At 63.3% G+C, this 21,967-nt stretch carries 16 protein-coding genes; 6 read left to right on the forward strand and 10 right to left on the reverse strand.

Going from position 1 to position 21,967, the window contains the following annotated elements; translation table 11 throughout:
- Positions 1 to 285 precede the first annotated feature (285 nt).
- Positions 286 to 1,692 (forward strand): purine-cytosine permease family protein, encoded by a 1,407-nt coding sequence (locus tag Q8X51_RS19195; RefSeq protein ID WP_407694696.1) that lies wholly within the window; start codon positions 286 to 288, stop codon positions 1,690 to 1,692.
- Here the strand turns inward: Q8X51_RS19195 and Q8X51_RS19200 are convergent.
- The 7 genes from Q8X51_RS19200 to Q8X51_RS19230 form a co-directional block, all read right to left on the reverse strand.
- Positions 1,680 to 2,246, reverse strand: a complete 567-nt coding sequence (locus Q8X51_RS19200; RefSeq protein ID WP_074846031.1) for a sarcosine oxidase subunit gamma — start codon at positions 2,244 to 2,246, stop codon at positions 1,680 to 1,682. The two genes, Q8X51_RS19195 and Q8X51_RS19200, sit on opposite strands and share 13 nt — an antisense overlap.
- A gap of 3 nt (positions 2,247 to 2,249) precedes the next feature.
- Positions 2,250 to 5,147: a 2Fe-2S iron-sulfur cluster-binding protein gene (locus tag Q8X51_RS19205; RefSeq protein ID WP_407694697.1), complete on the reverse strand. Its 2,898-nt coding sequence runs from the start codon at positions 5,145 to 5,147 to the stop codon at positions 2,250 to 2,252.
- A complete protein-coding gene (locus Q8X51_RS19210) occupies positions 5,144 to 5,443 on the reverse strand; it encodes a sarcosine oxidase subunit delta (protein ID WP_065925512.1) in 300 nt (99 codons plus the stop codon). The genes Q8X51_RS19205 and Q8X51_RS19210 overlap by 4 nt, the downstream gene beginning before the upstream one ends.
- 13 nt (positions 5,444 to 5,456) lie before the next feature.
- A complete protein-coding gene (locus Q8X51_RS19215) occupies positions 5,457 to 6,698 on the reverse strand; it encodes an FAD-dependent oxidoreductase (RefSeq protein ID WP_065925511.1) in 1,242 nt (413 codons plus the stop codon).
- Positions 6,680 to 7,585, reverse strand: coding sequence for a bifunctional methylenetetrahydrofolate dehydrogenase/methenyltetrahydrofolate cyclohydrolase FolD (folD, locus tag Q8X51_RS19220; RefSeq protein ID WP_065925510.1), 906 nt, complete (start codon positions 7,583 to 7,585; stop codon positions 6,680 to 6,682). Before folD (Q8X51_RS19220) ends, Q8X51_RS19215 begins: the two co-directional genes overlap by 19 nt.
- Positions 7,582 to 8,448 (reverse strand): formyltetrahydrofolate deformylase, encoded by an 867-nt coding sequence (purU, locus tag Q8X51_RS19225; protein WP_065925509.1) that lies wholly within the window; start codon positions 8,446 to 8,448, stop codon positions 7,582 to 7,584. Before purU ends, folD (Q8X51_RS19220) begins: the two co-directional genes overlap by 4 nt.
- 1,262 nt (positions 8,449 to 9,710) lie before the next feature.
- Positions 9,711 to 10,310, reverse strand: coding sequence for a helix-turn-helix domain-containing protein (locus Q8X51_RS19230; RefSeq protein ID WP_041161149.1), 600 nt, complete (start codon positions 10,308 to 10,310; stop codon positions 9,711 to 9,713).
- 282 nt (positions 10,311 to 10,592) lie between these two features.
- Here Q8X51_RS19230 and glnT point away from each other — a divergent pair, with 282 nt between their 5' ends.
- The 5 genes from glnT to Q8X51_RS19255 all read left to right on the forward strand — a co-directional run bounded on the left by glnT (position 10,593) and on the right by Q8X51_RS19255 (position 16,341).
- Positions 10,593 to 11,927 (forward strand): type III glutamate--ammonia ligase, encoded by a 1,335-nt coding sequence (gene glnT, locus Q8X51_RS19235; RefSeq protein WP_065925861.1) that lies wholly within the window; start codon positions 10,593 to 10,595, stop codon positions 11,925 to 11,927.
- Between the two features lie 22 nt (positions 11,928 to 11,949).
- Positions 11,950 to 12,855, forward strand: coding sequence for a class II glutamine amidotransferase (locus Q8X51_RS19240; protein ID WP_407694389.1), 906 nt, complete (start codon positions 11,950 to 11,952; stop codon positions 12,853 to 12,855).
- An 11-nt stretch (positions 12,856 to 12,866) separates the two neighbouring features.
- Positions 12,867 to 13,541 carry a protein glxC gene (locus Q8X51_RS19245; RefSeq protein WP_027603580.1) on the forward strand — a complete coding sequence of 225 codons (675 nt, stop codon included), beginning with the start codon at positions 12,867 to 12,869 and terminating at the stop codon, positions 13,539 to 13,541.
- Between the two features lie 14 nt (positions 13,542 to 13,555).
- Positions 13,556 to 14,878, forward strand: coding sequence for an FMN-binding glutamate synthase family protein (locus Q8X51_RS19250; protein WP_027603581.1), 1,323 nt, complete (start codon positions 13,556 to 13,558; stop codon positions 14,876 to 14,878).
- A 137-nt stretch (positions 14,879 to 15,015) separates the two neighbouring features.
- Positions 15,016 to 16,341, forward strand: a complete 1,326-nt coding sequence (locus tag Q8X51_RS19255; RefSeq protein WP_065925859.1) for an ammonium transporter — start codon at positions 15,016 to 15,018, stop codon at positions 16,339 to 16,341.
- A 552-nt stretch (positions 16,342 to 16,893) separates the two neighbouring features.
- On the opposite strand, the gene folD (Q8X51_RS19260) is transcribed toward Q8X51_RS19255, so the two are convergent.
- From folD (Q8X51_RS19260) to Q8X51_RS19270, 3 genes are all read right to left on the reverse strand, one after another.
- The gene (gene folD, locus Q8X51_RS19260) at positions 16,894 to 17,886 is read right to left on the reverse strand and encodes a bifunctional methylenetetrahydrofolate dehydrogenase/methenyltetrahydrofolate cyclohydrolase FolD (protein ID WP_083221223.1); all 993 of its coding nucleotides are present in this window, start codon (positions 17,884 to 17,886) and stop codon (positions 16,894 to 16,896) included.
- 16 nt (positions 17,887 to 17,902) lie between these two features.
- On the reverse strand, positions 17,903 to 19,582 hold the full coding sequence (locus tag Q8X51_RS19265; RefSeq protein WP_315871569.1) for an APC family permease: 1,680 nt from the start codon (positions 19,580 to 19,582) through the stop codon (positions 17,903 to 17,905).
- 74 nt (positions 19,583 to 19,656) lie between these two features.
- Positions 19,657 to 21,966 carry a DUF1989 domain-containing protein gene (locus Q8X51_RS19270; protein ID WP_407694388.1) on the reverse strand — a complete coding sequence of 770 codons (2,310 nt, stop codon included), beginning with the start codon at positions 21,964 to 21,966 and terminating at the stop codon, positions 19,657 to 19,659.
- Position 21,967: the final 1 nt, after the last annotated feature.

Genomic DNA, 21,967 nt, shown 5'->3' on the forward strand with positions numbered 1-21,967 from the left:
GTTGTAGGTATGATGGTATACCGTAATACAAAGCTTGCAAGCGCTTTTTTAAATCCCTGATAAACGTCTTTTGTGGCGAAATATTCAATGAATACGGGGTGTTAGGTTTAAAAATCAAGGAATCAATACGACAAGGAACCGGATCAGTTGCAGGTAAAACCAGCGGATCAGTCTTGTGAAAATGTTGGAATACCATAATATGGTGTTCATCTGAGGGGCGGCCAGAGAGCTCCCCCGGTTTGACGTCAAACAACTATAAGATCAGACAAACGCGAGTTCATTTCCATGCCCCAGATGTCCCGGCAAGACCCCCTGATCGAGCATCACACGGTCGATTACGTCCCCCTCGCAGAGCGCCATGGAAAGGCCCGCGACCTGTTCACCTTATGGTTCAGCACCAACATCGCACCACTGCCGATCGTCACCGGTGCCATGGTGGCCCAGGTGTTCCATCTCAATCTGGCGTGGGGCCTGCTGGCGATTGCCCTCGGGCATTTGCTCGGCGGCATCGTGATTGCCCTCGCATCGGCCCAGGGCCCGCGCATGGGCATCCCGCAGATGGTGCAGAGCCGTGGCCAGTTCGGCCGTTACGGCGCGCTGTTGATCGTGTTCTTTGCCGCGCTGATCTACATCGGATTTTTCATCTCCAATATCGTCCTGGCCGGCAAGTCCATCGTTGGCATCGTGCCGTCGGTGCCGGTGCCGGCGAGCATCCTGATCGGCGCCCTCAGCGCCACCGCCATCGGCGTGATCGGCTACCGCTTTATCCATACCCTCAACCGCATCGGCACCTGGGTGATGGGCAGCGCGTTGCTGGCCGGTTTTATCTACATCTTCGCCCATGACTTGCCGGCAGATTTCCTGACCCGTGGCGGCTTCAACGCCGCTGGCTGGTTGGCCACCGTGTCGCTGGGGGTGATCTGGCAGATCAGCTTTTCGCCCTACACCAGCGACTACTCGCGCTACCTGCCGGCGGATATCGGCATCACCCGGCCGTTCATTGCGACCTACTTGGGCGCCACCCTTGGCACCATCCTGTCCTTCGCCTTTGGCCTGGTAGCTGCACTGGCCACGCCCGAAGGCACCGAAGCCATGGTCGCGGTCAAGCAAGCCACCGGCTGGCTGGGGCCGATCCTGATGGTGCTGTTCCTGCTCAATATCATCAGCCACAACGCCCTGAATCTGTACGGCGCGGTGCTGTCGATCATCACCTCGGTGCAGACCTTCGCCAGCCAGTGGACCCCGAGCATCAAGGTGCGCGTGCTGCTGTCGGGCGTGGTCCTGGCCGGTTGCTGCGTGGTGGCGTTGGGTGCCTCGGCGGACTTCATCTCGCAATTTATCGGCCTGATCCTCGCGCTGTTGCTGGTGCTGGTGCCGTGGGCGTCGATCAACCTGATCGATTTCTACATCATCAAGCGCGGGGTCTATGACATTGCCTCGATCTTCCGGGCCGATGGCGGGGTGTATGGGCGTTTCAACCTGCATGCGATCGTGGCGTACTTCATCGGCATCATCGTGCAACTGCCGTTTGCCAATACGTCGCTGTATGTGGGGCCGTGGGCCAACCTGGTGGAAGGCGCGGACCTGTCGTGGCTGGTGGGACTGGTGGTGACGTGCCCGTTGTATTACTGCCTGGCGACACGTCAACACACCCGGAAGGTCAGGGCGGCGCGGTTGGGCTACACCGACTGAGCCACTCCGCCGAACTCCTCCAACGCATCCCGCAACGCGCCCTCAAAGTATTCCTTCGAGGCGCGATCCCAGAGGATATGAAACGCCGGCAGCTCCACACTCCCTGTGTGGATGACAATCGCATTGACCCGCGCCACCGACGTCTGCGCCACCGCTCCCGGCTTGAAGGCCGGGAAATTGAGATCGACCCCGCACAGCTTGGCCATCACCTGCGCAATCAGGCCCCCGCTGAGTCGCACACAGGCATGGCTGTCCTGGCGCGGCAGCAGGTAATTGGCACGGTGGTCCAGTTCCCAACGCGCTTCTTCATCGGCAATCCGTTGCCCCTGATCCTGCGGGCTGCCCAGCACCAGGTATTCGTTCTGCGACAGGCGCGCCACCCAACTGCCGTCCGCTTGCGCGCTGGCTTGGTTGGGCGCGCCCGGCAACGTGAAGCCGCGCGCGGTAAGGTACTCGGTGCTTTGTGCGCCGCGAAAGCCGACCCGGGGCAGGTCGGTCTGGTCCTGCAACTGGCAGGGCGGCGTGAACACTTCGTGGGCTTTCAGACTGGTCATGGCTTAACCCTCCTGGCGTTGGTTGGTGGGGTCGAAGAACGGCAGTTGCACCACCTCGGCCTGGACGACGATGCCGCCCTCGACGCGAATCGGAATGCGCTGCCCCGGTGTGCTCTGGTCGATCCCGGCGTAGGCCAGGCCGATGATGCGGCCCAGGCTGGTGGAGTATTCGCAGGAGGTGACGTTGCCGCTGATGTCCGCGCCGTTGAGTACCAGGTGGCCTTCCAGCGGTTGCACGCTGCCCTTGGGCAGGCTGAAGCCCACCAGTTTGCGTTTCAGCGGCTGGGCTTCGAGGATGTCCACCGAGCGGCGGCCGACGAAGAACGGCTTGTTGCGGCTGACCGCCCAGCCCATGTCGATTTCTGCCGGGTGAGTCATGCCGTCGGTGTCCTGGCTGATGATCACGTGGCCTTTTTCCAGGCGCAGCAGGCGTTGGGTTTCGACGCCGAAGGGGCGAATGTCAAAGGCCTTGCCGGCCGTCATCAACGCGTCCCACAACGCCAGGCCGTGGCGTGCCGGTACGTGGATTTCATAGCCCAGCTCGCCGACAAACCCGACCCGCAGCAAGCGCGCCTTGATCCCGGCCACCGTGCCCTGGCGCACGCCCAGGTAGGGGAAGCCTTCGGCACTGAGGTCGAGGTCGTTGCACACCTGCTCCAGCACCTTGCGCGAATCCGGCCCGGCCACGTTCACCGCACAGATCGCTGCCGTGACGTTGGTCACGTCCACGTCCAGGCGCCACTGTGCGTTCCACTTGAGCATCTGCTGGTAGATGCGGTCGACGCCGCTGGTGGTGGCGGTGACGTAGAAATGCTTGTCGGCCAGCCGCGCGCACACGCCGTCGTCGATCACCACGCCGTGTTCGTTGGTCATCAGCGCATAACGCGAACGGCCCACCGGCTGCTTGAGGAACGCGAAGGTGTACATGCGGTTGAGCAATTCGGCGGCGTCCGGGCCGCGCACGTCCAGGCCACCGAGTGTGGACACATCGATCAGCCCGACCTTGTTACGCACATGCAGCGCTTCGGCCTGCATGCACGCTTCGCGGTCCTGGGGCTTGCCGTAATAGGCCGGGCGCTGCCAGATACCGGCGGGCATCATCTTCGCCCCGGCTTGCACATGGCGCGCGTGCATCGGCGTTTGGCGGTAGGGGTCGAAGGCGCGTCCGGCGACATGGGCGAGTTTCTCCGCCACGAACGGCGGGCGTGCGGTGGTGACCCCGGTTTCGCTGATCGTGCGCTGGGTCGCCCAGGCCACCAGCCGTGCGGTCGGCAGCGCCGAGTGACGTCCCTGGGACGGACCCATGCCGACCGTGGAGTAACGCTTGACCAACTGCACATCGCGGTAGCCGATGCGGGTGGCGTTGACGATATCTGCCACTTGCAGGTCTTCGTCGAAGTCGACGAAATCCTTGCCCTTGGGGTGCGGGAAGATCGGCCAGTGGAAGTTGACCTGGGCTTCACTGCGCAGCGCTGCAGGCGGGCTCGGGCTGTTCAAACCGAGGGCGCACAGGCTGTCGGCGGCGGCGTTGGACCCATCCGCCAGCACATTGTCCAGTTGATGCCGACCGTGTACGGAACCGGCCACGCCCAGGTTGCGCGGCAGGCCACTGAGGCTGAACTCCGCCCGCGAGTCGTCATAGGCCAGCTTGCCACCGGCCTGGCATAGCAGCTGATAGACCGGCATATAACCGGCCGACATGCACAGCAGGTCGCAGTCGATCACTTGCCCGCTGGCGCTGACCTGGCCCTGGCCGGTGATCTGGCGCACATCGACGCCTTTCACATGGCGCAGGCCTTTTTCATGCAGGGCCTCGAACACGGTGCTGTTGCTCAGGCACGGGATCTTGCGCTGGGCCAGGGCACCCGGCAGGGCTTTGTCCGCCGGGGCGTGACGCAGGTCGATCACGGCGGCCACGTCCACGCCCTGGTCATGCAGGTCGAGGGCGGCGAGGTAGCCGTCATCGTTGCCGGTGAGTACCACTGCGCGCTTGCCGGGCTTGACTGCATAGAGCTTCATCAGGCGTTGCGCGGCGCTGGTGAGCATCACCCCCGGCAGGTCGTTATTGCGGAAGACCACCGGTTGGTCGAACGAACCGCTGCACACCAGGCACTGTTGCGCGCGCACTTTGTACAGGCGCTTGCCCTGGATCACCGGCAGGTAGTTGTCGGTGAACCAGGCATTGCAGGTGGCGTCGGTGAGCACCTGGATATTCGCGTGTTGCTGCACCGCGCCGAGCAACTCGCGGCGCAGGGTGTCGGCACGGGTGCCGGCAATATCGAAGCGCGCGTAGGTCAGCGACCCGCCGAGGATCGGCTGCTGCTCGATCAGCAGCACCTTGGCGCCGGCATTCGCGGCGGTCAGCGCGGCCTGCAAGCCAGCGGGGCCGGCGCCGATCACGGCGAGGTCGGTGAACAGGTAGGCCTTGTCGTAGTACTCGGGTTGGAACGTCAGGTCGAGCACGCCCAGGCCGGCCTTTTTGCGGATGATCGGTTCCCAGACTTTCCACATGCCTTTGGGCTTGTAGAACGAACGGTAGTAGAAACCCACTGGCATGAACTTGGAGAACTTGCCGAGGTAGGCGTCCTTGTCGTTATCCAGCGAGCCGTTGACGTTCTGCGCCGTCACCGCCAAGCCGGCGGACAGCGCGTGGGCATCGGCCAATACGTTGGGTTCGCGGGGCAGTTGCACCAGGCTGTTGGCGTCATGGCCGGCCATGGTCAATGGGCCGCGTGGGCGGTGGTACTTGAACGAACGCGACATCAGGAAGCGCCCGTTGGCGAGCAGCGCGCTGGCGATGCTGTCGCCCTGCAAACCTTGGTAGGGCAGGCCGTCGAAACTGAAATCGAGTGGCTGGTTACGCTGGATCAGCAGGCCCATGGGGGCGGGGAGGCGGTTCATCCGGCGATCTCCTTGGCGGTGGTGAAGTCGACGCGGGTAGTGAACACTTCGCGCGGATCGAAGGTGCGCAGGATCTCGTCGGTGACCGTGTGGCGCTCGGCGAGGAACCAGTAACTGGACGGCGTGTGCATCCACCATTCGCGCACCACACCGGCGAGGTTATCGGTGTTGAACACGTAGTCGGCCCATTCGGCATCGCTGCAGGTCAGCGGGTCGGGCATCGGTTTGAATTCACCGCCGTAGGTGAACTCGCTGATATTGCGCGGCCCGTTGAGCGGGCAAATCATGATTTTCATCGTCTGCTCTCCGTCAGTGGCTGGCCGCTGTGGCGCCCATTTCGTTGACTTGCTGGAAGGTCGAGAAACGTTCGAGGCCGAAGGGCTTGATCAAGTCCGGCACCTTGCCGCCGCTGGCGACCAGCTCGGCCATGGTCTTGCCGCAGATCGGCGTGGCCTTGAAGCCCCAGGTGCCCCAGCCGGCGTCGAGGTAGTAATTCTTCAGCGGCGACAGGCCCATGATCGGGCTGTAGTCGGGGGTCATGTCGGTGATCCCGGCCCACTGGCGCATCAACTTGGCGTTGGCCAGGAACGGAAACATCTCGATGGCATGGGCCAACAGGCTTTCCTTGAGGTCCAGGGTCGAGCGCGTGTTGAACAGCGGGTACGGGTCGGAACCGCCACCGAACACCACTTCGCCACGGCTGGTTTGCTGCACGTAGCAGTGCAGGGCCGAGGAACTCACCAACGGGTCGAGGAACGGCTTGAACGGCTGGGTGACCATGGCCTGCAACGGGAAGGTCTGGATCGGCGAACGGATACCGGCCTTGGCCATCAGCAGCGAGCTGTGCCCGGCAATCGCCTGCACCGCGCAGCCGCACCGGATGGTGCCGCGATTGGTTTTCACCGCGGTGATGGCACCGTTCTCGATCACCAGGTCCTGCACTTCAGTGAGCTGATGGATTTCCACGCCACGCTTGGCCGCCTGCTTGGCGTAGCCCCAGGCCACGGCATCGTGACGCGCGGTGGCGCCGTCGATATGCCAGAGCCCGGCGATTACCGGCAAGTGGCCGGGGTCGAGGTTGAGGCTGGGCACCAGCTCGCGGATCTGCTGGCGGTCGATCATCTCGGTACGCCCGCCGAAGTGTTTGTTGACCTCGGCACGCTGGCGGAACGAACGCACGGTGGCGTCGGTGTGGGCGAGGGTCAGTTGGCCGCGCTCGGAGTACATGATGTTGAAATCGAATTCGTTGGACAGCGACTGGAACATCTTCACCGACTCGGCATAGAAACGAACGCCTTCGCTGGTGAGGTAGTTGGAGCGGATCACCGCCGTATTGCGCGCGGTATTGCCGCCGCCCAGGTAGGCCTTTTCCAGCACCGCTATATTGGTGATGCCGTGGTACTTGGCCAGGTAGTAGGCCGTCGCCAGGCCATGGCCACCGGCGCCGATGATCACCACGTCGTAACTCGACTTGAGTTCCTTGGGCGGTGGCAGGTCCACCTCCACCGGGTACTCCGAACTCAGCCCGTATTTCAATAGATTGAATGGCATACGGCCTCCGATTGGCTGCGTAGGGCGTGGTGTTGCGCCAGGGCGGCGGCCACGGTGTTTTTCATCAGGAAGGCAATGGTCATCGGCCCGACACCGCCGGGCACCGGGGTGATGGCGGCGACATGGGGCAGGGCGCTGTCGAAGTCGACATCACCCACCAGGCGGCTGCGGCCGTCGTCGTCGATGCGGTTGATGCCGACATCGATCACCACCGCGCCGGGCTTCAACCAGCTCGCGTCAATCAAGCGGGCGCGGCCCACGGCGGCGATCACGATATCGGCCTGGCGACACAGGGCCTGGGCGTCGTGGCTGCGCGAATGCAGCACGGTCACCGAGCAATCCGCCTTGAGCAGCAGCGCGGCCATGGGCTTACCGACGATGTTCGAACGGCCGATTACCACCGCGTGTTTGCCACGCAGGTCGCCGCAGGTTTGCTCCAACAGATACAGGCAACCGCTCGGGGTGCATGGCGTGAGCACTGCGCGGCCCTGGCTGAGGCCACCGACGTTCTGGCTGTGAAACCCGTCGACGTCCTTGTCTGGCGCGATGGCCTCCAGGGCGCGCAGTTCGTCCATCTGCGCCGGCAACGGCAATTGCAGGAGGACGCCGTGGATCGCCGGGTCGGCATTCAATTGGCCGATCAGGATCAACAAGTGTTCGGTGCTGGTATCGCCGGGCAGGCGATGCTCCACGGAGCGGATGCCCACCTCTTCGGCGCGCAGGATCTTGTTGCGCACATAGACCTGGCTGGCCGGGTCGCTGCCCACCAGGATCACCGCCAGCGCCGGTTGAATAGCCTGCCCATGCAGCCGCGCCACGTCCTCGCGCACTTGCAGCAGCACGCGCGCCGCGGCGGCTTTGCCGTCGATCAGTTTATGCGCGCTCACCGGAACACCACCGTTCTGTCCTGATTGAGGAAGACCCGGTGCTCCAGGTGGTACTTGACCGCCTTGGACAGGGCCACGGTTTCGGTGTCGCGGCCGATGGCGACCAGGTCGTCGGGCTTGTACACGTGGTCGACGCGCTGCACTTCCTGCTCGATGATCGGGCCCTCATCCAGGTCGCTGGTCACATAGTGCGCGGTGGCACCGATCAACTTCACACCGCGTTGATACGCCTGGTGATAGGGCTTGGCACCCTTGAACCCGGGCAGGAACGAATGGTGGATATTGATCGCCCGCCCCGACAGTTGCCGGCACAGGTCGTCGGAGAGGATCTGCATGTAGCGCGCCAACACCACCAGCTCGGTGCGGGTGTCGTCGACGATCTTCATCAGCTCGGTTTCCTGCGCGGCCTTGTTGTCCCTGGACACCGGCAGGTAGATAAAGCGAATGCCCTCGCGCTCGGCCATCGGCCGCAGGTCGAGGTGGTTGGAGACGATGGCGGTGATGGTCATGTCCATCTCGCCCTTGTGGTAGCGGTAGAGCAGGTCGGTGAGGCAGTGGTCGAACTTGCTCACCATCAGCATCACGCGCATCGGCTCGCGGGTGTCGTGCAGCTCCCACTGCATGTCGAAGGCCTGGGCGACATCGGCGAAACCGTCTCTGATCTCTTGCAGGTCGCCTGTGTGGCCATCGTTGAAACGGAACACGGCACGCATGAAAAAGCGGCCGCTGAAGTCATCATCGAACTGCGCCATTTCCCCGATGTAGCACGCCTTGTCCGCCAGGTAAGTGGTGACGGCAGCGACGATGCCGGACACGGCGGGGCACGTCACCTTGATGATGAAATGGTTTTTTTCGTGTTGCATGACACGTCCTCGGGATGATGGCGGCAGCTCATCGCATAGCGAAAAAATGTCTGAGGACAGCAGGCTCATTCCTTGAGCGCGTTTTCTTGTGGGGAATAAAATATTCCTGAAGTGGCTTTATATGGGAATGGGGGCAGGGCGTCCAGGGTTTTTGGGAAAGTTTTTTAACTGAGGGGAAATTTTTGGGCTGGGCGCCACCAGTCACTATAGGACTTCGCCCCACACTCGCGGGTGGACGCGGTTAGAAATGGGGGAGGGGGGCTTGCCCCCGATGGCGGCCTCTGGGCCGACTATTTTTTTGGATTGGACCGGGTACATATCCGTTGCTGCGGTAACGGCGGCTTAGGGTTCCGCCCTTACGGCGGCTCACTTTTGGAAAGGCCCAAAAGTAAGCAAAAGGCCTTCGCCCCAACACTCGGTGCCTCGCCTAGGCTCGGCATGCCCTCACTCCGGCTTTGGAGCGTGGGCCGCCGCGATGGGCCATCCATGGCCCAGCGCGGCTAACCCGGCGTCCTGCCGGGTTACCCACGCTCCAAAGCCTGCGTTCGGCCAGCGTGTTTGACGGGGCGATGCCAAATCAAAAACAAAAGCGAGGCGGCCTTAAAGCCGACCTGATTATTGAAGCGTACGCGGTGTGGCTTCTACTTCCTTAATCGCTGACGAAGTCAGCAATCTTTTGATCTGCTCTGGCTCTGGCTCTGGCTCTGGCTCTGGCTTTTGATCTTGATCTCAGGCGCCCCGTTAACCACGCTGGCCGAACGCAGGCTTGAATCCGTGGGTAACCCGGCAGGACGCCGGGTTAGCCGTCCTGGGCCAGGGATGGCCCATGACGGCGGCCCACGGATTCAAGCCTGCGTTCGGGCATACCGAGCCTAGGCGAGGTACCGAGTGGTGGGGCAAGAGCCCTTTGGTTACTTTGGGGCTTTTCCAAAGTGACCCGCCGTAAGGGCGGAACCAATAGCCGCCGTTACCGCAGCAACGGATATGTACTCACCCAAACCCCAAAAAGCGGTCGGCCCAAAGGCCGCCACGGAACCAAGCTCCCTCACCCCAAAGAGATTTTTCAGCCTGAAAGTTGTGTAGATACCCATGCCCCGATGAGGGCGTGTCAGTTGATGCATCTGTGGCTGACCCACTGCAATCGGGGGCAAGTCGAACCGTCGCACCGCCCCTCCCACAGGTTGATCTGCATACATCCGGTAGACCTTGCTCCGATGTTTGATCTTAGCCGGCCGTGACCTGAACAACGGATATGCCCACGATCACTCCTTATCCCCCCCATAATTCATGATCGACAACAACCGAATCGGCACCCGCACCAACTCCTCCGGCCCATGGGGAATCTCGCCCTCAAACGTCAAGCTGTCCCCGGCCTCCATCCGATACAGCTGGTTGCCATGCCGGTAAATCAACTCCCCCTCCAGCAAATGCAGAAACTCCGTCCCTGGATGGGCAAAGGTCGGAAACTCCTCACTGGCGTCATCCATGCTGACCATGTACGCCTCGAAGCTCTTCTTCGGCCCGCGCGTGTGGTTGAGCAGGTGATAGGTATGCCCCTTCTCGGTCCCCCGGCGCACCACTTCCATGCCCTGGTCGGCCTTGACCAGCAAGGCGCTGCCATCCTGCTGGTCGTATTCGCTGAATAACTTCGATAACGGCAGCCCGAGCACATCGCACAGGCGGCTCAAGGTATCGAGGCTGGTGGAGACCTGGGCGTTCTCGATCTTGCTCAACATGCCCTGGCTGATATCGGCAATCTTCGCCACGTCGGACAGCTTCAGGTCCTGGGCCTGGCGCTGGCGTTTGATCTGCAGCCCCAGGTATTGCTCGAGCTTGAGGCGCGGGGCGGTTTCGGTGGACATGATCATCGGCTCCTGCACGGTTTCCGTTCAGTAATATTATTTTCGCACTGGGAAAGTGCAAGGTCTGGCGCTTGAAGGCCACCCCGCTGTGCGTATTCCTGCGGGGAAAAGAATTTTCCCATATATACAGCACAAAAGCGCAGCTCCACCCACTTCGATGTGTCGATCACGAATCTGGCAAGGGTATTGCATTCCTGTAGGGAAACTAACTTTCTTTTTAGGAATAAAAAGACAGCCTAGGCCCACCCACACGGTTTTGCCTTTCGCGAGGAGTGACACGCAATGTTGCCAGCAGAAACCCAGCGCATCATCGACAAGCACGGGATCAAATACGTGCTTGCGCAGTTTGTGGATATACACGGTGCGGCCAAGACCAAGTCGGTGCCCATCTGCGGGCTCAAGACCGTGGCCGAAGAGGGTGCAGGGTTTGCCGGGTTTGCCATCAGTGGCATGGGCATGGAGCCCCATGGTCCGGACTTCATGGCGCGCGGCGATCTGTCGACCTTGACCCCGGTCCCCTGGCAGCCAGGTTATGGGCGCGTGGTGTGCGTCGGGCATGTCGACGGCAAGCCTCATCCCTACGACAGCCGCTACGTGCTGCAGCAACAAGTGCAGCGCCTGCAGGACAAGGGCTGGACGCTGAACACTGGCCTGGAGCCCGAGTTCAACCTGATGCGCCGCGACGAGCACGGCAAACTGCAACTGGTAGACCCCAGCGACAACCTCGACAAGCCTTGCTACGACTACAAGGGCCTGTCGCGTTCGCGGGTGTTCCTCGAGCGCCTGACCGAAGCCTTGCAGGCGGTGGATTTCGAGGTCTATCAAATCGACCACGAGGACGCCAACGGCCAGTTCGAGATCAATTACACCTACAGCGACGCCTTGACCTCCGCCGACCGTTTCACCTTCTTCCGCATGGCCGCCGGCGAGATCGCCAATGACCTGGGCATGATCTGCTCCTTCATGCCCAAACCCGACCCGAAGCGCGCCGGCAACGGCATGCACTTTCACCTGTCGATCAGCAGCTTTGATAACAAAAACCTGTTCCATGACGCCAGCGACCCGAGCGGCATGGGCCTGTCGAAACTCGCCTATCACTTCGCCGCCGGCTTGCTCGCCCATGGCCCGGCGCTGTGTGCGTTCGCCGCGCCCACGGTCAACTCCTACAAGCGCCTGGTGGTCGGCAACTCGTTGTCCGGTGCCACCTGGGCCCCGGCCTTTATTGCGTTTGGCGCCAACAACCGCTCGGCCATGGTGCGCGTGCCGTATGGCCGCCTGGAGTTCCGCCTGCCGGATGCCGGCTGCAACCCCTACCTGGTCAGCGCCGCGATCATCGCCGCAGGCCTGGACGGTATCGATCGCCAGCTGGAAATCGACCACGTCTGCAACGAAAACCTCTACAGCCTGAGCCTCGAGCAGATCGCCGAGCGCGGCATCAAGACCCTGCCGCAATCCCTCAAGGAAGCCTGCGACGCGCTGGAAGCCGACGCGCTGTTCGCCGAAGTGCTCGGCCCGCAGATCGTGGGCGAGTTCATCAAGCTCAAGCGCATGGAGTGGGTGGAGTACAGCCGCCATGTGAGCGACTGGGAAATCCAGCGCTATACCGAATTTTTCTGACACCGTGTGACGGAGACTTGTTATGTGTGGAATCGTAGGCCTGTACCTGAAGAATCCGCAGCTGGAACCCCAGCTCGGCAAGCTGTTTGAACCCATGCTGCAAGCCATGACCGACCGTGGCCCGGACAGCGCCGGTTTCGCCATCTACGGCGATGAAGTCGCCGATGGCTGGGTCAAGCTGACCCTGCAAGCCACCACCGAAGCCTTCGATTGGAAAGGCTTGATGGGCGAGCTGGAAGGGCGCCTCGGCTGTTCCCTGGACTGGTTCCAGAACGCCAGCGCCGCCGTATTGAAGATCCACGCCGACGAAACCCCGGTGCGCCTGGCCCTGGCCGAACTGGCGCCGAGCGTGCGCATCATGAGCGCCGGGCAGAGCATCGAGATCCTCAAGGGCATGGGCCTGCCCCAGGAAATTTCCCAACGCTTCGGCCTGGCAAACATGCAGGGCAGCCACATCATCGGCCACACCCGCATGGCCACCGAAAGCGCGGTGACCATGGAAGGCAGCCACCCGTTCTCCACCGGCGCCGACCTGTGCCTGGTGCACAACGGCTCGCTGTCCAACCACTTTCGCCTGCGCCAGGAACTCAAGCGCGAAGGCATCCACTTCGAAACCGACAACGACACCGAAGTCGCCGCCGGCTACCTGACCTGGCGCCTGCAACAGGGCGACTCGCTCAAAGAGGCGCTGGACCATTCCCTGGAAGACCTCGACGGCTTCTTCACCTTCGCCATCGGCACGCGCAACGGCTTTGCGGTGATCCGCGACCCGATTGCGTGCAAGCCGGCGATCTTGGCCGAGACCGACGACTACGTCGCCATGGCCTCCGAATACCAGGCGCTGTCGAGCCTGCCGGGCATCGAGAACGCGCGGATCTGGGAGCCGGCGCCGGCCACGTTGTACATCTGGGAACGCCCGTCAGCTTAAGGAGCGCACACATGAAAACCATCGATCTTTCCACCGCCACCGTGCGTGACCTCAACCAGGCGCTGCACGCCCAGGCCATCGACAACGAGTGGCGCGTGACCCATTCCAACGGCAAGCACAACCTCGCGGTGGGGGTGAACCAGGCCGTGTCCATCGATATCGAGGGCCACGCCGGCTACTACTGCGCGGGCATGAACCAGCAGGCCTCGATCACCGTGCACGGCAATGTCGGCGTGGGCTGCGCCGAGAACATGATGTCCGGCTCGGTGCGCGTCAAAGGCAGCGCGTCCCAGGCGGCCGGGGCCACGGCCCATGGCGGTCTGCTGGTGATCGAGGGCGACGCGGGCGCGCGTTGCGGGATCTCCATGAAGGGCATCGACATCGTCGTCGGCGGCAGCATTGGCCATATGAGCTGCTTCATGGGCCAGGCCGGGCGCCTGGTGGTGTGCGGCGACGCCGGCGATGCGCTGGGGGATTCGCTCTACGAAACCCATATCTACGTGAAAGGCACGGTGGAGTCCCTGGGCTCGGACTGCGTCGAAAAAGAGATGCGCAGCGAGCACCTGCAAGAGTTGCAGGAGCTGCTCGACCGCGCCGGTTTCGCCCACCAGGCGGCGGATTTCAAGCGCTACGGCTCGGCCCGTCAACTCTACAACTTCAAAGTCGATAACGCCTCCGCGTACTGATCAGGAGCTCCACCATGACTGAACAAACCCCTCCGGTCCTGCGCGAGTCGGCCACCTTCGACCGCCTGACCATCCAGGAAATCCAGCGTGCCGCCGAAACCGGCATCTACGACATTCGCGGTGGCGGCACCAAGCGCAAGCTGCCGCACTTCGATGACTTGCTGCTGCTCGGCGCCAGCGTGTCGCGCTACCCGCTGGAAGGCTATCGCGAGAAGTGCGGCACCGATGTGATCCTCGGCAACCGCTTCGCCAAGAAGCCGATCCACCTGAAGATCCCGGTGACCATCGCCGGTATGAGTTTCGGTGCATTGTCGGCCAACGCCAAGGAAGCCCTGGGCCGTGGCGCGACCATCGCCGGCACCAGCACCACCACCGGTGACGGCGGCATGACCCCGGAAGAGCGCGGCCAGTCCCAGCACCTGGTGTATCAGTACCTGCCATCACGCTACGGCATGAACCCGGATGATTTGCGCAAGGCCGACGCCATCGAGATCGTCCTCGGCCAGGGCGCCAAGCCCGGCGGTGGCGGCATGTTGCTCGGCATGAAAGTCACCGAGCGTGTGGCCGGCATGCGCACCTTGCCGATCGGCGTGGACCAGCGCAGCGCCTGCCGCCACCCGGACTGGACCGGCCCCGACGACCTGGCGATCAAGATTGCCGAGCTGCGCGAAATCACCGATTGGGAAAAACCGATCTACGTGAAAATCGGCGCGAGCCGGCCGTATTACGACGTGAAGCTGGCGGTCAAGGCCGGTGCCGATGTGATCGTGCTCGACGGCATGCAAGGCGGCACCGCCGCGACCCAGGAAGTGTTTATCGAGCATGTGGGCATCCCGATTTTGTCGGCCATCCCGCAAGCGGTACAGGCTTTGCAAGAGATGGGCATGCACCGCAAGGTCCAGTTGATCGTGTCGGGCGGGATTCGCAACGGTGCCGATGTGGCCAAGGCCATGGCGATGGGCGCGGATGCGGTCGCCATCGGCACGGCGGCGCTGATTGCCCTGGGTGACAACCACCCACGGCTGGACGCGGAACTGAAAAAGATCGGCTCGGCCGCCGGCTTCTATGACGACTGGCAAAACGGCCGCGACCCGGCCGGCATCACCACCCAGGACCCGGAGCTGTCCAAGCGCCTCGACCCGGTGGAAGGCGGGCGGCGGTTGGCCAACTACCTGCGGGTGATGGTGCTGGAGGCGCAGACCATGGCCCGTGCGTGCGGCAAGTCGCACCTGCACAACCTCGACCCCGAGGACCTGGTGGCGCTGACAGTGGAATCGGCCGCCATGGCGCGGGTGCCGCTGGCGGGGACCAGTTGGGTGCCGGGTTCCGGTTACTGAGTTTACCCCCCCTGTAGGAGCGAGCTTGCTCGCGAAGATCGTCAACGATAACGCTGGCACCCTGGATGAACGCGTTGCCTGGACGTTTTTCGCGAGCAAGCTCGCTCCTACACACTTCTGTTGCAGGAGCTTTGAACATGATCAATCGTCTTCTCGGCAAATCCCTTATTGGCTTATTGGCGACCGGTGCACTTGTGCCCCTCGCCCAGGCCGCCGACGCCCCCACCTTGAACACCGGCAGCACCGCCTGGATGGTCACCGCCGCCGTGCTGGTGCTGTTCATGTGCTTGCCGGGGCTCGCGTTGTTCTACGGTGGCCTGGTCCGTGCGAAAAACATGCTTTCGCTGTTCACCCAGTGCTTCGGCATTGCCGGCTTGGTGGGCGTGCTGTGGGTGATCTACGGCTACAGCATGGTGGTCGACACCACCGGCATGGTCGAAGGGCAGGTGACCTTCAACAGTTTTGTCGGCGGCCTGAGCCGCGCCTTCCTGGCGGGCATGACCCCGGAGAGCCTGGTGGGGGATATTCCGGAAGGGGTGTTCGTGACCTTCCAGATGACCTTCGCCATCATCACCCCGGCCCTGATCGCCGGCGCCTTTGCCGAACGCATGAAGTTCTCGGCGGCGCTGCTGTTCATGGCCATCTGGTTCACCCTGGTCTATGCCCCGGTGGCGCATATGGTCTGGGGCGGTTCGGGGGCCTTGATGCATAACTGGGGCGTGCTCGACTTTGCCGGCGGCACCGCCGTGCACATCAATGCCGGTGTGGCTGCGCTCGCTGCGTGCCTGATCCTCGGCAAGCGCAAGGGCTACCAGAACACGCCGATGCCGGCGCATAACCTCAGCCTGACCATGGCCGGCGCGGCGATGCTCTGGGTCGGCTGGTTCGGCTTCAATATCGGCTCCGGTGGCGGCCTCAGCGGCACCTCGGGCATCGTCATGCTCAACACTCAGTTGGGCGCCTGCGCCGGGATTCTCGGCTGGATGTTCACCGAGTGGTTCAAGGTCGGCAAGCCCAGTGCCCTCGGCCTGGCCAGCGGCGCGTTGGCCGGCCTGGTGGGGATCACCCCGGCGTGTGCCTACGTGGGCGTCGGCGGTGCGTTGGCCATCGGCTTGTTGTGCGGGGTGTTCTGCTACTTGAGCGTGACGGTGTTGAAGCGCCGTTTCGGCTACGACGACAGCCTCGATGTGTTCGGCCTGCACGGCATTGGCGGGATGATTGGCGCGGTGTTGACGGGCGTGTTCTGTGTACCGTCCATGGGGGGCCTGGTGGAAGGCGTGACCATGGGCGGGCAGGTGGTTGCCCAGCTCAAGGGGGTGCTGCTGACTACGGTGTACTGTTTTGTGATCAGTTGGATCATCCTCAAGGGGGTCAATGCCCTGGTTGGCTTGCGTGCCCATGAGTCGGTGGAGGAGATGGGGTTGGACCTGGCCGAGCATAATGAGCGGGCCTACAACCACTGATCATTCCCCCTGAGTAAACGCAGCTCAAAATGTAGGAGGGGAGCTTGCTTCCGTGATGGCTCAGGAGCCGACGACTATCTAACTGATGCCCCGCTACCTAAATGTGGGAGGGGGCTTGCTCCCGATGGCGGCCTGACAGCCGACCAGGATGTTGGATCAGTTCGAGTACATATCCGTTGCTGCGGTCACGGCCGCTATGGGTTCCGCCCTTACGGCGGGTCACTTTTGGAAAAGAGCCCCAAAAGTAACCAAAAGGGCTCTTGCCCCACCACTCGGCACCTCGCCTAGGCTCGGTGTGCCCGTAATCCGACAGTGATGTGGGGGGCCGCCGCCACGCGCCATCCATGGCGCGGGGCGGCTAAACCGGCATCCCTGCCGGTTTACCCCCCAAATCACTATCGGATTCCGGCCAGCGTGGTTAACGGGGCGCCTGAGATCAAGATCAAGATCAAGATCTAAAGCAAGATCAAGATCTACAGCAAGAGCAAGAGCGGCTCGCTTCGCATCGTGGTTAGCGTTGTGGATACCTAGGCGCCTACAGCGGTCTGTCAGTCAGCTTGGTTGTAGCTGAGCCACGGCCATCGGGGGCAAGTTCCCTCCCGCATTTGCCTTGCTGCGTTGCAGCTGGCTCGCCACCAGGGTGTTCTTCAGCAGGTAGGCAATCGTCATTGGCCCCACACCGCCGGGCACCGGTGTGATTGCGCTGGCCACGGTGCGTGCGCTGGCGTAATCCACATCCCCCACCAACCGTGTGCCGGTCTCGGTGGTGATGCGGTTGATCCCCACATCAATCACCACTGCGCCGGGCTTGAGCCAACTGGCGTCGATCAACTGCGGCCGGCCTACGGCGGCGACGACGATGTCGGCTAAACGGCACAACGCCGGGGCATCGACGCTGCGCGAGTGCACCACGCTGACCGAGCAGTTGGCCTGCAGCAGCAGGGTCGCCATGGGTTTGCCGACAATGTTCGAACGACCGATCACCACCGCGTGCAAGCCGCTCAAGTCGCCGCAGGTTTCGTGCAGCAGGCGCATGCAGCCGCTGGGCGTGCAGGGCGTGAGCACCTCGATGCCTTGCACCAGGCCACCGACGTTTTCGCGGTGGAAGCCATCCACATCCTTGATCGGGTCGATCGCGTGGATCACTGCCGCTTCGTCGATATGCGCCGGCAGCGGTAACTGCACCAGGATGCCGTTGACCGTCGTGTCGGCGTTCAACTGGGCAAGCAGGTCGAGCACCTGCGTCTGGCTGGCATCCTCCGGCAGCCGGTATTCCAGGGAGCGAATCCCGACTTCCTTGGCCCGCAGCAGCTTATTGCGCACGTAGACGTGGCTGGCCGGGTCATCGCCCACCAGCAATACCGCCAGGGCCGGGTAGATTTGCTGCGAGGCGAGCAGCAGGACCTCTTCGCGAACCTCGTCGAGCACCTGGGCAGAGATGGCCTTGCCGTCGATATCGCGGGCAAGCGTGGGGAGAGAGCTGGTCAAAAGCGTCACCGTTGTCTGGGGAAATAAGGCGCTGAGGGATAAGACTCCCTCAGCCATAGGCAGGCCGGAAGGCTCAGGCTACCAGTTGATGGCAGGCATACACCACCAGCACACCGGCGACCAGCGTGGCATAGGGCAGCCAGCCGGCGCGGCGCTGGCCGTCATCGGCCTGGATATACAGGTCGGTGAGCATGGCGGCAGGGAAGCGGCCCTTGTCCTGTACATAGTGGCGGTAGCAGAACACCGGCAGGATCAGCAGCGCCAACAGCAAGCCGGTGACCAGCGTGCCTGCGCCCCAGATGTCCGCGCCCAGGCCCATGCAGGCCAGGTTGACGAAACTCAGCACGCCGCCGGCCGCCAGCAGCACGGTGGGGGCTTTGTACGGGCGCACCCAGTCGGGGCGGTCCAGGCGGTGGATCCAGCCGGCATTGAGGTTGAGGAAGTTGAAGATGATGTAGCTGACGTTGGACGCCGCAAGCACGAATACGTAGTCCGACATCAGCAACAGCAGCAGGTTGAACGACAGGTCGGTCCACATCGCCGCTGTCGGCGCGCCATGTTCGTTGGTGCGCCCCAGGTACTTGGGCAGCCAGCCATCCACCGAGGCCTGGTACAGGGTGCGCGACGAACCGGACATCGAGGTCATGATCGCCAGCAACGTCGCCAGCACCAGCATGATCAGCACGATATTGGCCACCACCTTGCCGCCGCCGATGCTGTCGGCCATCACCTGGCCAACGCCCATGCCGCTGTAGATCGCGGGCGAGAGCAGGCCGCTGTACACCGCGGGCGTCACGATTGCGCCACTGGCGTCGAGCACCGCCGGCGTTACCAGTTGGCCCAGCCCGAGGCTGCCTTGGAACGCCAGCGGCACCAGGGTGAACACCAGGATGCACAGCAGGCCGGCGTAGAAGATCGCCTTGAAGGTGTCGCGCTTGGGGTCCTTGAATTCGCGGGTGTAGCACACCGCCGTTTCAAAGCCGTAGGTGGACCACGCCGCCATGAACAGCCCACCGGCCATCAGTGACCAGCCGGACATATCCCACGGCCCATCGATGACTTGCCCGGCCGCGTCATGGGCCAGGGGGTACAGCGGCAGGAAGTTGGCCTGGGTCGCATCCCCGGTGAACAACGGCACCACGCCCACCAGCAGCAGCGGAATCAACGAGGTGACGCCGAGCACCAGGGTCAGGCGCGCCGACCGCAGGATGCCGCCGTGCTGCACGGCAAACACCGTGAGCAAAATCAACAAGCCAATGGCGAACGTCGCGTTGATGCGCAACGACAGGCCGCTCTTGACCCAGCCGAGGTCCAGCAGGGTCAGTTGCCAGGTGTTGATCAACGCATCGGCGGGAAACAGCGCCGTGAGGATATACCCCGCCGCCAGCCCCGAACCGATGGACAGCACCGGCGACCAGGCCAGCCAGTTGCACCACACTGACACCGGTGCGATCAGCTTGCTGTAGCGCACCCACGCCACCGCGCCGTACACCGAGGCGCCGCCGGATTTGTGCGGGAACAGCCCGGCGATCTCGGCGTAGGTGAAGGCCTGTATAAACCCGAACAGGATCGACACGATCCACACGATCCATGCCGGTTTGCCCACCGTGGCGGCGATCGCACCGATGGAGAACAACACCAGCGCGGGCACGCCACTGGCGACCCAGAAGGCCCCGCGCCAGTCGATCTTGCGGTGCAGGCTGCCCACCGAGCCGGCAGCCTGCGGTACAGCCTCGAACGTCGTCGCTTCCATCTTCGTATTCCCATGTCTGAATAGCGGTTAGGTTGGGGCAGTCAAAATGGGGTGGCACACACGTTTCGGGACGATCAGCTGCGCACCCGGCTTTTGTCCGGGTCGTAGAAAATCGCTGCGCTGACCGTGGCGCTGATGCGCTTCTGCAGGCCATCGACTTTGCCAATTTCAAGTTCAGTGCCGGGCTCGGCGCAGCTCACGTCGACCCGGCACAGCGCGATATTGCTGGCCAGCAGCGGTGAGCGGCAGGCACTGGTGATCACCCCGACCTGGGCTCGGCCCTGGTACACCGGGTCGCCATGGTGGGCGGTCTCGTTGCCGCTCAGGTGCAGGCCGACCAGCTTGTGGCTGGGGTGTGCGCTGCGCCGCAGCAGGGCGTCGCGACCGATAAAGTCATCGGTCTTGCTCTTGAGCGGCACGCTGAAACCGATACCGGCCTCGAACGGATCGGTCTGGTCGCTGAACTCGTAGCCGGCGAAAATCAGCCCGGCTTCGATGCGCAGCAGGTCCAGGGCTTCCAGGCCCAGGGGCACCAGCCCCAAGGGTTGGCCGAGTTGCCAGATGCGGTCCCAGACCCGTTCGGCGTCTTCGGGCTGGCACCACACCTCAAAGCCCAGTTCGCCGGTGTAGCCGGTGCGCGAAATCATCAACGGGCAGCCGTCGAAACCGTCCAATCGACCGACCAGGAAGCGAAACCAGCCGAGGGTTTCCACACTCGGTTGCGTGGGCGGGGTCCAGACCATCTGCTTGAGCAGCTCGCGACTCAGCGGCCCTTGCACCGCCAGGTTGTGAATCTGCTCGCTGGCGGACTTGACCCACACCTTCATGCCCAGTTTCTGTGCCTGCTCGCGCAACCACACGCCGGCGTAGTCTTCGCCGCAGATCCAGCGGAAGTTGTCCGGGCCCAGGCGCAGCAGGGTACCGTCGTCGAGCATGCCGCCGTGGGCGTGGCACATCGCCGAATACACCACCTGGCCCACCGCCAGGCGCCGTACGTCGCGGGTCAGGCAGTACTGCAACAGGGCTTCGGCGTCGGGGCCGATGATTTCGAATTTGCGCAGGGCGGTCAGGTCCATCACCGCCACCCGTTCGCGGCAACCGAGGTATTCCTCGGTGACGCCGTAACCGTCGTAGCGCAGCGGCAGCCACCAGTTGCGGTAGTCGGTGAAGCTGCCGGTGAGGGCGCGGGTACGTGAGTGAAACGCGGACTCACGGGTGAGGATCGGGTCGGCATCCGCCGTGGTTCGAGTGCTCATGGCGATGGAAAAACGCTCCTTCTCGCTGTAGATGCGGACATGGATATCGGTCGGGTTCCAGCCATTGGCCGGGTCAATGTCATCCGGGCACGAGGTACTGCCACACAGCAGGTCGGTCATGGCCCGCAGCAGCACATAATCGCCGGGCCGTGACCAGGGTTCATCCAGGGTCATCTGCTGGTGCGCATCGATACCGGTGTTGAAGAAGAAATTGATCGCCGGCCAGCCGTTGCGCGCCTGCACGCCATGGGGGGCGAGGACGCGGCTGAGGTTGTCGCTGCAGTTGTCGTGCCCGAAATAGCCATGGGTTTCGTAGTAGCGCGCCGCGCAGGCCAGGGCGAATGAATCGTGGCGCCCGACCGTGTCTTGCACCACCTCCAGCATCGGTTGCATATGGCGGTCGAAAAACTTCGAAAACAGCCCCGGTGCCGGGTAGGCGCTGCCGTTCAGGGTGCGCGTGACGGTCTGGTCCAGGTCCAGCTCGACGCCGCGATCCAGGGCGCGCCGGTCGAGGGCGACGAAGTCCGAACACTGGCGGCCCGCGACGTCCAGCACCTGGATGTACTGCCCTTTGGCGACGGTGTAGCCGTGGGCCGTGCCCGCCCGAAGGGTGAATTCGTCGAGTACATGGCCCAACGGCTCGGGCAGGGCCGGCAGCAGCAGCGGCGACGGATTGGCCCGCGTCACTATCAGACGCAGCTCGCTGGGCCGGTATTGCCGGTCGACGGCGGTGGCCTCGGCGGGGGCGGCGACGATCACCAGCAGCGCGTCCTCGGCGACAAACTGCCGGCTGTGGCCGGGCGGGCTGTCGGCGTCCCATAGCGAGGCCGCCAGCGGCAAGGCCTGTGCATCGATGCCGCGCCGCTGGAGCGCCTGGCCGATACGCCCAGGCACGCTGCACGCCGTTGACCCGCTCAGGCCCCAGCTCGCCAGGGCGCTGCGGCCGCCGGCGTCGAGGGCCAGCAGTGCGCAGGTTTGCCGGCCTTCGACGTCGATCACTTGCAGGCCGTCGCCGGGCTGCAAGTCGACCAGGGTCACACCGCCGGCGGCCACGCGGTAGCGTTCCAGGTTCGGCGCGCGGGCAAACAGCCCGGGTTCGCGGGGATGGGAAACACGCGGTGCATTCATC

Source organism: Pseudomonas sp. Yb2C2 (assembly GCF_052112325.1).
GTDB classification, from domain to species: Bacteria; Pseudomonadota; Gammaproteobacteria; order Pseudomonadales; family Pseudomonadaceae; genus Aquipseudomonas; species Aquipseudomonas marginalis.